The sequence below is a fragment of the Candidatus Poriferisodalis sp. genome, assembly GCF_965205175.1.
Lineage (GTDB): Bacteria > Actinomycetota > Acidimicrobiia > Acidimicrobiales > Poriferisodalaceae > Poriferisodalis.
Genome location: NZ_OZ242038.1, coordinates 701120 through 716590, shown reverse-complemented (window position 1 = coordinate 716590; position 15471 = coordinate 701120). Strand labels below are relative to the sequence as shown.

The window sequence follows — 15471 nt, the reverse complement described above, 5'->3', positions numbered from 1 at the left end:
GTGCTCAGCCTTGCGGGCTGGGACCGTTGTTGCCCTCGGCGTCGTCTGCGGCGGCGGCCGCGCCGTCGTTCCCCGTGGCGTTGCCTGAGGCTCGGCCGTCGCATGGGTCGCGGTCGGCGGTGTCGCTGTCTGAGGGGCCGCTGCGTGGCGCGTCAGGGACTGCCGCGTCCTCGCCGCCTGAGGGCGACGCGCCTGTCTGGGCGCTTTGTTCGGCCAAGAACTTCTGGAACTCGGCGGCGAGGTCGTCGCCGCTCGGCAGATGCTCGTGCGAACCGCGGTCGGCCTCGTCTTCGAGCTGGCGGATGTAGGCGACGATCTCGGGGTCGCGGGCCACCGCTTCGTCCACCCGTTGCTCCCACAGCTCCACGCTGCGGTCCAGCTCGCGGTAGCCGGTTCGCACGCCCGTGACCTGCTCGATGTGCGCTAGCAGGGCCCGCGTGCCTTTGGGGTTCGGCGGGCCGGCGACGTAGTGAGGCACCCCGACCCGCAGGGACACCACCGGCAGCGAGGCTCGGTCCAGTGTGTCGTGCAGCGTGCCGATGAGGCCGGTGGGTCCTTGGTAGGTGGGGCGGTCGAGGCCGAGACGGGCTGCCAGCTCGCCGTTCGCTGCACTGCCCTTCACCGCCGACGGGCGCGAGTGCGGCACGCCCGCGACCATCGCCCCGAGGGTCACGACCATCTGGCAGTCGAGTTGCCGCGCGATAGCAGCCACCCCGTCGCAGAGCGTGCGCCAGCGCATCCGCGGTTCGACGCCGGACATGAGCACGAGGTCATGCGGCGGCGCTGCCGGCACGACATGGCATTCGATGGCGGGCCAGCGAATACGGCGTTCACCGTCGGAGGCGATCTCGATGTGGGGGCGGCTCTCCTGGAAGTCGAAGAACTCCTCGGGGTCGATGTGGCACACCCGCCGTGCTTCGCTGCGCTCACGCATCCACGCCAGTGCTCCGGTGGCGCATTCTCCGGCGTCGAACCAGCCCTCGAACGCCACCAGCAGGAGCGGCTGGCGCAGATTCGGCGAGCCTTCCCAAACGACCATCTGCTCGTCGGCCACATGTTCGGGTTCGGTCACGGCATCACTATGGCCGACGCGCGGGCCCGTCACGCCCTTGATTGCGCGGCGGGCTGCCGCCCAGTGGCCATCGTTCGACACGACACCAGCGCGGCGGGCGGGCGCCGACGTTCGGGGCGACTGCCATTGCGACGGGATGTGTGCTAGGCAGATGGTCAGCGAAGGCTCGTGGCGGGCCGTCCCGCTCGAGTCTCGTTCCGGCTCGAAAGGAGACGGTCCATGCAACGCCGCCCGCAACGTCAGTCCAGAGACAGCACGCCAAAACGTAGGACGTAACCATGCTGGCGGAAGCGCCGACGAGCGTGTGTGCTTGCACTGGTCATGTCGCTGACGGCACTAACGCCAGCCGGTGCCCAAGCCGTCGCCGCCGCGGATACAGATGCAAGGACGCCACAAACGGCGATGCATCCGGTGGCTGTCTCCTGTGCGCTGGATTTCTCGGTCACGCATGCTGAAGCTCAGCGCCGTCTCGACCGAATACCCGAATTGCAGCAGATCACGGGCAAGCTGCATGCCGCGGAAAGCGGGCGCATCGCCGGGTGGGGCATCGACCATCACGGACCGATGACCGCATGGGTGTGGCTGGTCGGCGACGAACCGCCAAGTGAAGCTGCCGAGGCCATCGCCGACCGACGGTGCGGCATGAGAACGGGAAGAAAGTGGCATTCCTGACGACTCAAGGGACACGGTTGGAACTTGTACGCAGTCAATGGAATGTGAGCACAGATGCTGCATTCTATTCGATCCCCGCGAATGAAGGCCATACGGTCACCAACAAGATTCGGTGCAGCAAAATCATCTATGCTGAAACAGCTCGAAGCTGCACAATAGACAGAGTCGGGCCCAGCCGGCTGCGTATGAAAGATGATTATGTTTGTCAGATGGGAGCGCGCTCAGGGATGAGTTGTGGGCGTGTAGATCATGTGAGATATCAACCAAATGTGCCAAGCGGCTGTGCCGCGAATGGACGCTCTTGCGGTGCTGTTTTCGTTCGCATCTCCGGTCCACGATTGAGAGCATGTCTAGGCGACAGCGGAGGTCCAATCTATAGCCAAACGGCAGCTTACGGAATCCACAAGGGTGCCGCAACAGGTTCACCATGCAATGCACCTACTTCATTCGCCTTCTTCAGTCCGATTCGACTTGTCGAGACCCTATTGGGTGTCTCCGTGGTTACTGCGTCGCCGTCTGGGGCGGTGTAGCGGACCAGACCCCACGCGCATAGCCGCTAGGCCACTACATAGATGCCACACTTGCGATTCGCAGCATGGGCAGTCGCCGTTGCGTTGACCTTGGGTGCCTGCTCATCCGGTGGTGAGATGTCAGGCGGCCAAAGTCGTTCTGAGGCCTCAGCAGTTCATCCGTCAATCACAGACTCAACCATACGGGCGACAACATCGCATCCTTCCTCCGCGACTTCAGGCATTATTTGGGTGCCGAAGCCGGAGCAGCTGCTGCCGTTGCCAGCATTCAGATTTCGGCATGTGTACAAGCGGCGACCGGGCACATCTGTTCATTCGGTGGGACCAGCAGACGGAATTCTGGAGATTGACGGCAAGTGCCTCTACTATCGTACCAAGCTAGATCGCGAAGAGCACGGTGAAGAATATGAATGGCTATCCGTGCTAGCATTGCCACAGGATCTCGTACAATATGATCAGCAGAAGCACGAGCTATGGTTTCATCATCGCACGCATGTTGAAGGTCCCTTCACTACTGGCACCGCAATAGCCCTTTATGGTCTGCACGGGCGACAATGGACAAGCCCTTTCTGTAGCAGTTATCCCATTATCAGCGCTATGTCTATAGAATTGCGTTGACAGCGCAAGCCAAGATTGGTTCGCCGCTACGCAGTCGCGTGACGACTCATGCTTGAGTGGTAGACCACTCGACGAATGCAGCGCTACCATTTCCGGCAAAAGAACGCGAGCGCGGCAGGCCTGCAGCCATCGCCCTGAGGGTCACGACCATCTGGCGACCGAATTCTTGGGCAATGGCGGCCACGACGTCGCAGAGCGTGCGCCAACGCATCGGCGGCTCGGCGCCGGACAGAGCACGAGGTCGTGCGGCGCCGACGTTCGGGGTGACTTCCATTGTGCTGGGATGTGTGCTAGGCAGATGATCAGCGATGGCTCGTGGCTGGTCGTCCCGCTCGAGTCTCGTTCCGGCTCGAAAGGAGACGGACCATGCGACCCCGCCCCCGACATCATTCCGGAGACAGCACACCGAGATCCATCACGCCACGACACCGGCGGAAGCGTCGTCAAGCGGGCGTGCTGGCACTGGTCATGTCGCTGTCGATGCTGATGCCAGTCAGCGCACAGGCAAACACCGCAGCAGGCGAGACGAACGCCGAGGACGATCCGGAGGCAGCATCGTACGCTTCGGAATACTCGGTTTCGCTCGCTGAGGCGCAGCGGCGGCTGGATCGGATCCCGGCGCTGGCTCTCATCACCGAGAAGCTGCACGGACTCGAAGCGCAGCGGCTCGCGGGGTGGGGCATCGACCATCAAGGGCCGATGACCGCATGGGTGTGGCTGGTCGGCGACGAGCCGCCCAACACAGCGGCGGCAGCGATTGCCGCGCAACATGACGACGTGCAGATCCGCACCGGCGCCGCAGTCACGTTCGCAGCACTCACAGCAGCTCAGGTGCGCTTCGGCTTCGGCGAAGCGGTCGGCGCTGTCGCCAATACCGGCGCAGCCGACGGTGAATCGAGCCGCTTCAGCGATCTCGTCACCCACACCGATGTGGACCTGCGAGCTAACGCGCTCGAGATCGGTATCGACCGCGCGCGGATCCGCCCGGCGGATGTCCCCGGCGGCCTCGAAACCGGCGGTGCGTTCGGGCCCTTCGGTAGCACCGGCGGCAATGCGGACTCAACGGTGACACTTTCGGCACTCCGCGATCTGCTCGCCCCGCACATCGCACTGCCCTACAACGTCGTCGCAGCCGACCCAGTCGAGAACCAAGCCGCATTTGAAGGCGGCCGGCGAACGACCAGCGAAGTGATCGAGAACGGTAAGCGCAAGGAACATTACTGCACATCGGGGTTTACTGCCAGACGCCGCACTACCAATACAGCAGGCGAGACTATCTCACAGTACGGCATTATCACCGCTGGGCATTGCAAGTCGACGACTGTCAAGGTAGGCGTCGTCGAAACACACACAACAGAAACCCAAGGCGCTGATCTGAGGCTTGAGAAGCGCGCGTGGAACGGTTGGGTCGATGCTGCCTTCTACTCAATCCCCACTGCACGCAGCCACACCGTCACCAACCGGGTTCGCTGCAGCACAAATCCGGACCCCGTTCGCACCTGCACCATCGACAGTGTCGGGCCGGGGCGCTTGTTGATGATGGACCACCCAGTATGTCACACTGGCATCAATTCCGGCTACAGCTGTGGGAGGGTCACTAGCGTGCAACATAGGCCGAACATCACAGACGGTTGTGGCGAGAACAAAGCAGCCTGTCGTGGTGTCTTTGTGCGAGCTTCTGGTCGCGACATGCGAAGCTGTGCTGGCGACAGTGGAGGCCCCGTCTTCAGGCGTACTGCAGCCTATGGTATCCACAATGGCGGTCGCAGAGGCAACGGATGCGATGCAGCTAACTCCTCCATCTACTTCAGCGGTGTCCGCCGAGTTCAAGCTGTGCTCGGCGTCAGCGTTGTCACGCGATGGCCTTCAGATGTACTATAGTCCAAAGTTCGGCGAGCTCGTTCGTCAACGTAGCAGTGCGAATGCAGCGCCCGGAATTCGGTTGTGGTGTAGCGTCGCGGCTGTATTGCCGGCATTGGCGACTGCATGCGCCGATAGGACTGATGCTCACAATTCCGGGCTCGGCGCTCCGGCACCATCCGCTGCGGTGACGACCGCAGCAACGCTGGCGACAACCACCACCGAAGCTCTCTGGCAGCCGAAACCCACGAACGTCCTGCCGCTGCCGTGGATAGATTTCCATGAGGCGCACCAACGCCGCAATGCGACAGAAGAGATTGGAATGCTCTCCGAAGCAATGGGCGCGCTGCGTGTCGAGGACAGATGCATCTACTTCGGTGAGAGTGTACTCTCGTTGCCTCAAGGTTTGGTACAATACGACGACACTGCGAGAGAATTCTGGCTCCATCAACGCGTGTACGTCCAAGGACCCTTCCGGACAGGAAGTGAAGTCTACACGCGCAATTTCCGGGACCTACGGACGGAAAGCCCTGCGTGCGGCAATCGCCCGATCATGACGGCAGAATCACTCGAACTTTGCGAAGACCGCTTTCACTACTCGTGTGATGTCGCGTTCTACTCGCGCAACCACGGTGTGCTGCCGTCGGAGGCGCAACGGCGGCTGGACCGCGTCCCAGAAATGGAAGCCATACTCGCAGCAATGCACGCGACGGAACCGCGGCGCACAGCTGGCTGGGGCATCGACCTTGCCGATCCGTGGAGCATGTACACCGACGAGTGGGGCAGATGCAGGAGCGAATCGGGCACCTACACAGAGGAACCCTGCGACGAGTCGTTCGTGGCGTGGCTGTGGCTGACCGGAGACGAGCTGCCAGGCGCTGCTGCCACCGCTATAGCCGCTGCCCACGACGATGTGGAGATCCGCCTCGCCGCCGGCACCAGCTATGCGGCGCTCAGAGCAGCACAGTATCGACTCAGTGGTCACCAAGGGATCCTTCGGCTGCGCGAAACCATCGACACCGGCGGCGAGCGACAGGTGGAATGGGCCTACGAAGTAGCAGAGTCACTCATCGACCACCGTGCCAATCGGCTGAGCATCCACGTGGACGTCCAACAGAACCGCCCCAGCGACAAGAGAAGATATCCGGGAAGCGATGGCAAGTTGTCCGCTCACATCATCAGTCAACTGCAAGACATCGTCGACGTGCCCATCTCCGTCAGCTGGGAATGGGCGCCGAGCGCATCGTGACAAAGACCCGACCATCCACCGCTTGCGAGCAGATTAATCCCCGTGCCTGATACTTGAACGAACATTATGCGGCTGACTTCTGGACTCTAGATGGTGTTGTAGCCATGGTGTCAGCGAAGACTCGTGGCGGGTCGTCTCGCTCAAGCCCTCTCCGGCTCGACTGGAGACCTCAAATGCAACTTGACGGAGTACACAAGATACCGGCGCGTGCTACCGCCGTCGTGATGCTGGTGTTCGTTGTTGCCTGCGCGACCAACACCAACACTAGTCGCACTGGGCTTGAGTCTCGGCCGTTAGCTGAAACGGCAGCACCGGCCGGTTCCAGCGCGCCGGCTACGACTACGAGCAATGCAGGCGCTGCATCGGTCACCGCGACACCGACATCGACGTACACGACATTCCCGACACGGCCACGAGCCGAGAACGTCCTCTCGCTGCCGTGGGGCAGCTTCCATGAGATGTATGTTGCAATGAGCACTACCGATCCTAACGGATGGGGCGGCTATGGACTGGAAGCAACTGGCACACTGCGAATCGTGGGCAAATGCGCGTACTTGGACAATGGGCGCGACGGCCTGTACTCGCCGGACTATTTCTCGCGCTATGTGTTGAGCCTGCCGAGCAACCTCGTGCAGTACGACGAAACCAACAACGAGTTCTGGCTGCATCGACAAATGCATGTCCAAGGACCTCTCACGACGGGAGACGAAGTCATCGTCGGCGAAGCAGTAAGCCGCGGCGGTCGCAGCGCTGCGTGCGGCAACCACCCGATCATGTCGACAGACTCGCTGCAGCCGTGTGAACATCGCTATCGCTACCCATGCAACGTTGCCTTCTACTCACGCAACTACGGTGTGCCGCCGTCCGAAGCGAAACGTCGGCTAGATCGCGCGCTCGAACTGGAATCCGTGCTGGCACAATTGCACGCAGCAGAACCTCAGCGGACCGCCGGCTGGGGTATCGATCATGCCGATCCCGGTGCGGAACGGGGCATTTTCACAGACGTACAACGCGAGTCGTTCCTGGCGTGGCTGCGACTCATCGGAGACGAACCGCCCAACGAGACGGCTGCCGCTATAGCGGCTGCCCACGACGATGTGGAAATCCGCCTCGGCGCTGGCACCAGCTATGTTGCGCTCAGATCGGCGCAACATCAGCTCACCGGCCGACACGGGATCATCCTGCTGCGTGAAGCTTCGGACAGCGACGGGCGGCCAGTCGAACTGACCTATGAAATCACGAGAACACGTATCGATTTCCGATCCAGCTCGCTGAACGTAGAAGCGGTGGTGCGCAGAGACAGCTTCGGTAACCGACCAGAGCCCAGGCCCTTCCGCGAATACCGGCCACATGAAGGCACATTCGCGAACGGGATCGAGCGCGACTTGGACAACGTCATCACCGTGCCCATCACCGTCAGCTGGGAATGGGCAGACCGAGACTTCTGAGGGCCGTACCCGATCCGCCGCAGACCCCTCCTTGGATCACAACGCAAGCGCACTGCGCGCTCCGCTGGCGAGTACGTAGGATGCCATCGACTAGCCGCTGTCTTCGTCTCGTGCAGGGCAGTGCTCGACGCGGCCATGTTGAGGTCACGCACCAATAGCTTAGCACTGGTGGTGGCGGGTGCGGTGTTGTTTGCCGCATGCTCATCGGCAGGTCAGGTCTCGGACGGTCAAACTGGATCGCATGGTGCGGCTACTCAGCCGTCAATGAGCGCTGCGACCGCAGAGGTGACAATACCAACAACAACACTGCCCTTTGTGACGATGTCGGAAGCCCTCTGGGTTGGGAAGCCGAATCCGGACAACGTGCTGCCATAGCCTGCATTCGGATTTCGTCACGTGTATTCGCCCAAGCCGCTTCAAGTGTTCATGCTGTGGGTGCAGCTGCTGGATTCCTGCACATTGACGGCAAGTGTGTCTATCTCGACGGCAGATATGCTCGACCGGAGGCATGGGTCAGCCTAGCCCATTTGGCGGCAATCATCTCATCATGAGCGTCTATGCGATAGCGTCGCGTAAGCAGCGCTACCCTTAGCAGTGTCCGCGCCGCGTATGCCGAATCACTCTTGGACGGCAGGCCACTCGATGAGTGCGGTGCGCTCCAAGGACTCCAGAGACACGGCTTCCAGTGCCTTGTGCGACGCGAGGTACAGATTGCCGCCGGCAACAGCACTTGCGATCACTTGCGCGGGCCAATCAGCCTCGAACCAGCAGTAGCGCTCCCACGGACCGGCTTCCTCGCCGCCGTCGGGAAGGACGGTGACGACGCGTGACTCATTGCAGCTGCGACGTGCCGCCTCTGCGTGGCTAAAGCGAGCACGCTCGGTCAGGCGCCGGTCGTCGGTGCTCAGCACCACTGCGCCCAAGAAATGCGGCGCGTCGGCGTCGTCGAACGGCTCCTGCACCAGCGGCAGCACCGCCACGCTGCTGGGCTGCCAGTACAGGAACGCCAGTGGGTCGGACTCCACCAAGCTGTACCCGCGCTCGGCAATCCAGTGGTCGATGCGCGCTGGCTGGTCGAGATCCGAGATGTCGAACAGCGACACCAGCGCGCCGATCGCCTCGCCGTCGCCGGTGGCTTCTTGGCCGACGCCGAGCAGCAGGTCGCCGTCAAGCGGGTGCAGGTACGCCGAGTAGCCGGTGATCTTCAGCTCGCCGCGCACCTCAGGCGCAGACGGATCGGACAAGTCCAGCAGATACAGCGGATCCACTTGTCGGAACGTCACCACCGCCGCAACATCGCCCAGATAGCGCACCGCATAGATGCGCTCGCCCAGACCCAGCCCCCCGACCTGACCGACCTGCTCGAGCCCGTCAGCGCTCGCCGCCAAGACCGTCACGAGACTCTCGGAGTCTGGAGTGCCGCCGGGCTGCCACGGCGGGGCAGTCGTCGTTGCGACCCGCAGATGGCCTTCGTGCTCAGACATCGAGTACTGGTTGAGCACAGTGCCAGGGACCGATGCGGAGCCGACGTACGTCGTCGACGCCGGCTGGGTCGTGTCGAACATGTGAACTTCGGTGTCCACAGACGCGCCCGCATCGGCAGCGCCGGTCGGCTGCTCGTCCGGGTCGAGCCAGCGCGTCGTGGACACGTAGAGGCTGCGGGGCGAGGCGTACACGGTGGTGCCGTCAGCCATGATCGAGGTGGTGTCGATCGGCCCGGCGAGCCCGCGAGCAGCAATGTCGAGCGTGGTGACGCTGAGCGTGCCCACGCCGGCGTAATCCGGCGGCGCCCACACGCGATCGCACGCAACGAGCCGGTCGGCGGCCACGACTGCACCCGCTGCGTCGCGCAACGCGAAGCGAGGCAGCCAGTGGTCCACACCCGTTTCGGAGATCAGTTCGCGGTTCTTCGCAGTCGCCCGCTCGCGGCCTTCGCTGCGGCCCGACTCGGGGACAGCCCACGGAATCATCGCCCGCGGCTGCGAGCTGGTCACAATGCGCACCACGCCATCGACCATGCGCGCGCCGACGACATTGCCTTCGATCTCCAAGTGCCGAGCGACTCGCGGCACCGCACCGCTGAGGTCGATTTCGACGATTCGCAATACCGACCCCCAGTCCCGTTGCGGCGCATCATCGGCATCAATGCGATCCCAAGTCTCACCGAACGCCAGCACCCGATCGCCGTGCAGCAACAGCCGCTCGACATGCTGCTGTTGCAGATCCACCGACCCCACCAGCACCGGCGAGGTGCCGGTCACGTCGACGACATGCACCTGACTGCCGCTGGCGACCACCACTCGCCGACCGTCGGTCTTGATCGCAGCAGGTTCGTCGATGCCGGCTTCCTGCACGTTGGACGTGCTGTAGTCGACGCCGGATCGCTGCGCCGCCAAGTCGCCCGCCGCAGCCTCATCGGCGGACTCCGCCATGTCCATGCCGGAACCGAGTGCGCCGTCGCCCAGACCCCACGGGCCGACAGCGCGGGCGGCGTGCTCATGCACGTAGCCCAGCACCGCGGCGCATTCGTCGAAGCGCTGCAGCGATGCGGCTTCGGCGACGCCGGACAGTGCGCTCCCGCTGCCGCCGGCGACATCGGCGTTCGCGGCACCCGCCGATGCAGCACCGACGAGGTCGTCATTGTCTGCCTCAAGATCGAACGAACTGCGCGTGGACCCGTCCTGCTCGCCGGGAACCTCGGTCGGCTCGCCGTCGTCGGCATCTGCGCCAGTGGTCGCCGCCGCCACGTCACGCGACGCGCTGTCATCGCTCGTGCAGGCCGCAGCCAACAGGATCAGCGCCGCCAGTGCGCCGAGCACACGCCAGAGGCGCGGGCGGGCACGGGCGCGCCGGGCGGGCGTGCTCAGGACAGATACGGCGCTTGGGTCGGTCGTCCGAAGTGGGTTCATGGGTATGCGTCTCATCAATCACACGACTCCGTGCGCGTGTCGGCGGTTCCGGCAGTCGCGTTTCATTGTGGTGACAGATGGTGCGGCTGCCCGGCTCACGACCTTCAGCTCCTGCGTTTCGCCTCGTCATAGAGACCGTTGCGGCCGAGGCGCACCAGCAGTTCCTCCACACTCCACGGCAGCATCGTCGCCCCGCAGCGGGCGTCGCGGTAGTGCTGCTCCAGCCGGCCCGGCCGCAGCAGCGAGCGGCCGCCACAGGTCCGCAGCGCGAGAGAGGCCATCTCCGGAGCGCTCTCCATCGTCGTGATCGTTGCCGCATGCGCCCGGCGCAGCTGCTGCGGGGTCGGGTCGGCGCCGATCTCGCCGAGCACCCGGTAGGTCAGCGACTGCGCCCGGTCGTAGAGCAGCTGCAGCTGCGCCCAGCCGGTTTGCTTGATCGGATGATCGCGCGCCGCCTTCACGCCGGATTCGCCGCGCAGATAGGTGCGCGTGGTATCGAGAATGGCGCGCATCAGCCCGAGATAGCTGAACGTCAGGCTCATGTAGAACTGCGGAAAGCCCGAGATCATGGCGTTGAACATCCCCGGTGGCAGCACCTCGTTGGCGGCAGGCACGAACACCTCGTCCATCACCAGCGTGCGCGAGTCGGTGCCGCGCATGCCGATCGGGTCCCAGTCGCCGACGATCTCGACGCCGTCGGCACCGGCCGGCACGCCGAGCAGCCGCAGGCGAGGGTCGCCGTCCACCAGTGCGAGCACGTTGTGTACATGGGCAGCACCGCTGAGCGACGCGAAGATCTTGCGACCGGTCACCAGATAGCCGCCGTCTGTGGGCACCGCACGGGTGCTGAACCCCGAGCGAGCGCCAGGTGCCTGACCTTCGGAGAACGGCTGGGAGTGAATCATCCGGCCGTAAACCATGCCCTCCCACAGTCCGGGGCGGGTCGCGTCGAGGTGCGCGGCCATGGTGCCGTCAGGGTCCAGGGCCGTGCCGCGGCCTCCGGCGAGCAGCGCGTCAGCGATCGGTCCGGCCAGCAGCGCCGTCGCCGTGTGCATGTTGAACGTCAGCGCCGTGGTGGCGCAGTGACGGCCCATTTCCTCGGCTACCAGCGCGTACCCGACGAAGTCCGCCCCCAGTCCGCCGGCATGCGCAGGCACGCAGAGCCCGAGGAAACCGGCGCCTGCGAGATCCTCCCAGTTCTCGTGGGGAAAACTGGCGTCGCGGTCATGGGTCGGGGCCCGTTCGGCAAACTTCGGTCCCAGCGCGGCCATGCGGGCCACCAGCTCGGCCCGCTCGGGCGTCAACACGCCGGCCTCGGCTGCTGCGCCGGCCGGATCACTCATCGGTCATGCCGCCTCTCTCCTTCGCCGCAGGCTGGGTCGGCGTTCGCGCCGCGCCGTAGCCGCCCCCGCCGGGAGTGCGTATCTCCATCACGTCTCCCGCCGCAACCTCGACCCGCGCGCAGCCCCCCAGCTCGGTCACGGTGCCGTCGACGCGTTCGAGCAGATTGCGGCCCAGCGCGCCGGGCTCGCCGCCGGCCGCGCCGAACGGCGCTATCCGGCGGCGGCTCGTGAGCAGGTTCACCGTCATCGGCTCGCCGAAGCGAACTCGCCGCACCACGCCGTCGCCGCCCCGGTTCGCGCCCGAGCCGCCCGAGCCGCGGCGAATCTCGAACCGCTCGAGCAGCACTGGGTGGCGCTGCTCCAGAATCTCCGGGTCGGTGAGCCTCGTGTTGGTCATGTGCGTATGCACGGCATCTGCACCGGCACGGCACGGGGTGGCACCCGCGCCGCCGCAGATCGTCTCGTAGTACTGATGGCAAGCGTTGCCCCAGATGACGTTGTTCATGGTGCCCTGAGAGGCGGCCACCACGCCGAGCGCGCCGAACAGCGCATCGGTGATCTGCTGGGAGGTCTCGACGTTGCCGGCGATGACTGCAGCCGGCGGGTGCGGAGACAGCATGGAGGGATCGGGCACCACCAACTCGAGGGGCACCAAGCAGCCGGCATTGAGCGGAATGTCGTCGTCGACCATGCAGCGGAACACATACAGCACGGCGGAGCGGCACACAGCGACCGGGGCGTTGAAGTTGCCCGGATGCTGTCCACTGGTGCCGGTGAAGTCGACCGCGGCGCTGCGGTTCGCTGCGTCCACGCTGATGCGCACGCAGATGGCGCTGCCGTCGTCGAGCTCCATGCGGAAGCTGCCATCGGCGAGCGCGTCGATGACTCGTCGCACCATCTCGGTGGCGTTGTCAGCCACGTGGCCCATGTAGGCACGCACCGTGTCCAGTCCGTAGTACGCCACGATGCGTGCCAGTTCCGCGGCCCCGCGCTCGCACGCGGCGATCTGGGCACGCAGGTCGGCGATGTTCTGGTCCGGGTTGCGTGCAGGCCACGGGCCGGCTGCGAGGGCCTCGCGGACCTCGCGTTCGCGAAAGCGGCCGGCGGCCACGATCTGGAGGTTGTCCAAGACGAGCCCTTCCTCGTCGATGACCGTCGAGTCCGCCGGCGCCGAGCCGGGCACGCAACCGCCGATGTCGGCGTGGTGGCCACGCGAGGCCACATAGAAGTCGCATTGTGTGCCCGAAGCGTCGAACACCGGCCGCACAACGGTGATGTCGGGCAGGTGCGTACCGCCGTTGTAGGGGTTGTTGAGCACGAAGACGTCGCCGGGCGCCATGTTCGGGTTCTGCTCGATGACGGTGCGGATCGACTCGCTCATCGAGCCGAGATGCACCGGCAAGTGCGGCGCGTTGGCCACCAGCCGGCCTGCCGAATCGAAGAGCGCGCAGCTGAAGTCACGCCGTTCCTTGATGTTCACCGAGACGGCCGTGTGCTCGAGCACCACGCCCATCTGCTCCGCGATGTTCATGAACAGATTGTTGAAGATCTCCAGCTGCACCGGGTCCACCGCAGTGCCGACCGCAGCGCTGCCCGGCCGCGACGCGACGCGTTCGAGCACGAGGTCACCGCGGTCGGTGACCGTAGCGCTCCAGCCCGGCTCGACCACGGTGGTGGCGTTCGGCTCCACGACCACGGCGGGGCCGTCGAACACGGTGCCCGCCGCCAACGCGGTGCGATCCCAGAACGGGGTGCGGTACGGAGCGCAAGCGGCCGGCGGCGGCTCGTCGTCGGGCACGTGCTCATCGGCTGCGCCGGCTTCGGTACCCATGTAGGTGACATGGGTGGCGAGCAGCGCTTCACGCAGGTCCGCTGGTTCCGCCGGTGGAGGAGGATCGTCGGCCCAGCCGCGCGCCTCGATGTGCAGGGCGTCCACTACCAGCTCCACTGTGGCCTCCCCTTCGCTTGGCGGGCTGAAGCCGAAGCGCGTCCGGTGCGCCGCCTCGAATGCGGCTGCCACATCGGCAGCGGCGCCGAACGGCACCATCAGCGACGTGTCCGAACCGGCGTAGCGCACAGCCAGCTGTCCAGTCACCTCGGTGCGGTCTGCCGGCACCCCGGCAGCCTCGACCGCCGCGGCCATGACCGGCCTCGCGGCGTCGAGCCGTCCGCGCAGCCTGGCCATGAGGGCATCGTCCAGCGCGGCTTCGACCGGCTCGGCACGCAGCTCGGTGACGTCGGCCAAGCCGATGCCCAGAGCTGACAGCACGCCGGCGTGGGGGTGAACCAGGATCGTGGTGATGCCGAGCCGGTCGGCAACCCGGCACGCGTGCTGGCCTCCCGCGCCGCCGAAGCACACCAGCGTGTACGCGGTGATGTCGTGACCGCGCTCGGTGCTGATCTTGCGGATGGCATTGGCCATGTTCTCCGCGGCGATCTCGCCGTACCCGAACGCGACCTCGACAGCACTGCGCCGCACGCCGGTCGCCTGCGCGATCTGCTCGGCGATGTCAGCCATGGCGCGAGCCGCTGCGTCGACGTCCAGCGGCTCGGTGCCCTCGTCGCCGAACACTGCGGGGAAGTACTCGGGTCGAATCAGGCCCAGCACTGCGTTGGCGTCAGTGAGCGCGAGCGGACCGCCGTTGCCGTAGCCGGCCGGACCGGGGTCTGCACCCGCGGACTCCGGGCCGACCCGCAGACGACTGCAGTCGAAACTCAGCACCGAGCCGCCGCCGGCCGCCACGGTGTTCATGTCCATGATGGGCGTGCGGACGCGGATGCCGGCGATGTCCGTCTCGTGCGCACGCTCGAACGCCCCGGCGAAGTGCGAGACATCGGTGGAAGTTCCGCCCATGTCGAAGCCGATCAGGCGCTCGAAGCCTGCCGCCTGGCCGACGCGAGCCATGCCCACCACCCCGCCTGCCGGGCCGGACAGCAGCGCGTCGCGGCCGCGAAAGCGACGAGCGTCCGCCAAGCCGCCGTTGGACTGCATGAACTGCAGGCGCGGACCTGTTTCGTCAGCATGTGACGCAGCTGCTTCGTGCGCGCCGATGCTCGACGCCACCGCGTCGACGTAGCGGCGCAGCAGCGGGGACAAGTAGGCGTCTGCCACTGTGGTGTCGCCGCGCGGCACCATCTTGACCAACGGATCCACCTCGTGGCTGGCCGAGACCTGCGCGAAGCCGACATCGCGTGCCGCTTGTGCTAGTGCCGCCTCGTGTTCGGTGTGGCGGTAGCCGTGCACCAGCACGATGGCGGCGGCGTCGATGCCGCGCTCACGCGCCGCGGCCAAGCCGACAATGGCCGCGGACAGGTTCAGCGGACACAGCACGGTGCCGTCGGCCGTCACGCGCTCTTCCACTTCGAGCACCTCGGTGTACAGCATCTCGGGCAGCACGATGTCCAGCTGGAACAGATGCGGCCTGGTCTGGTACCCGATGCGCAGCACGTCGCCGAACCCCGCAGTGGTCACCAGCAGCGTCGGTGTGCCGCGCCGCTGCAGCAGCGCATTCGTGGCGACGGTGGTGCCCATCTTCACTGAACCGATCCGCGTTCGCGGCAGCGGCATGCCGCGCGGCACGCCGAGCATGTCCGCTACGGCGGCGGTGGCGGCATCGTCGTAGCGCCGCGGGTCTTCGCTCAGCAGCTTGTGCGTGACGAGGCTGCCGTCGGGCCGCCGCGCGACCACGTCGGTGAACGTGCCCCCACGGTCGATCCAGAAGTCCCACACGTCTGCCTCAAGCGCTCCGGAACCTCTCACCGCGGACCTA

The 15471-nt window shown here is 65.4% G+C and carries 8 protein-coding genes; 4 read left to right on the top strand and 4 right to left on the bottom strand.

The features are described 5' to 3' along the window. Nucleotides 1-4 precede the first annotated feature (4 nt). Nucleotides 5-1072, bottom strand: a complete 1068-nt coding sequence (locus tag ACOGI4_RS03035; protein ID WP_419842462.1) for a PAC2 family protein — start codon at nucleotides 1070-1072, stop codon at nucleotides 5-7. Between the two features lie 402 nt (nucleotides 1073-1474). On the opposite strand from ACOGI4_RS03035, the gene ACOGI4_RS03030 reads away from it, so the two are divergent. From ACOGI4_RS03030 to ACOGI4_RS03015, 4 genes are all read left to right on the top strand, one after another. Further along, complete coding sequence (locus ACOGI4_RS03030) at nucleotides 1475-1744, top strand: hypothetical protein (RefSeq protein ID WP_419842461.1); 270 nt, start codon at nucleotides 1475-1477, stop codon at nucleotides 1742-1744. Nucleotides 1745-3345: 1601 nt separating this feature from the next. Beyond that, a complete protein-coding gene (locus ACOGI4_RS03025; RefSeq protein WP_419842460.1) occupies nucleotides 3346-4773 on the top strand; it encodes a trypsin-like serine protease in 1428 nt (475 codons plus the stop codon). Nucleotides 4774-4939: 166 nt separating this feature from the next. Further along, nucleotides 4940-6001 (top strand): hypothetical protein, encoded by a 1062-nt coding sequence (locus ACOGI4_RS03020; protein ID WP_419842459.1) that lies wholly within the window; start codon nucleotides 4940-4942, stop codon nucleotides 5999-6001. Nucleotides 6002-6471: 470 nt separating this feature from the next. Next, nucleotides 6472-7449, top strand: coding sequence for a hypothetical protein (locus ACOGI4_RS03015; protein WP_419842458.1), 978 nt, complete (start codon nucleotides 6472-6474; stop codon nucleotides 7447-7449). A 617-nt stretch (nucleotides 7450-8066) separates the two neighbouring features. Here ACOGI4_RS03015 and ACOGI4_RS03010 read toward each other — a convergent pair. From ACOGI4_RS03010 to ACOGI4_RS03000, 3 genes are all read right to left on the bottom strand, one after another. Further along, the gene (locus ACOGI4_RS03010; RefSeq protein WP_419842457.1) at nucleotides 8067-10268 is read right to left on the bottom strand and encodes a beta-propeller domain-containing protein; all 2202 of its coding nucleotides are present in this window, start codon (nucleotides 10266-10268) and stop codon (nucleotides 8067-8069) included. A 194-nt stretch (nucleotides 10269-10462) separates the two neighbouring features. Then, nucleotides 10463-11701 carry an acyl-CoA dehydrogenase family protein gene (locus ACOGI4_RS03005; protein ID WP_419842456.1) on the bottom strand — a complete coding sequence of 413 codons (1239 nt, stop codon included), beginning with the start codon at nucleotides 11699-11701 and terminating at the stop codon, nucleotides 10463-10465. Then, nucleotides 11694-15461 (bottom strand): hydantoinase B/oxoprolinase family protein, encoded by a 3768-nt coding sequence (locus ACOGI4_RS03000; RefSeq protein WP_419842455.1) that lies wholly within the window; start codon nucleotides 15459-15461, stop codon nucleotides 11694-11696. The genes ACOGI4_RS03005 and ACOGI4_RS03000 overlap by 8 nt, the downstream gene beginning before the upstream one ends. Between the last annotated feature and the right edge of the window lie 10 nt (nucleotides 15462-15471).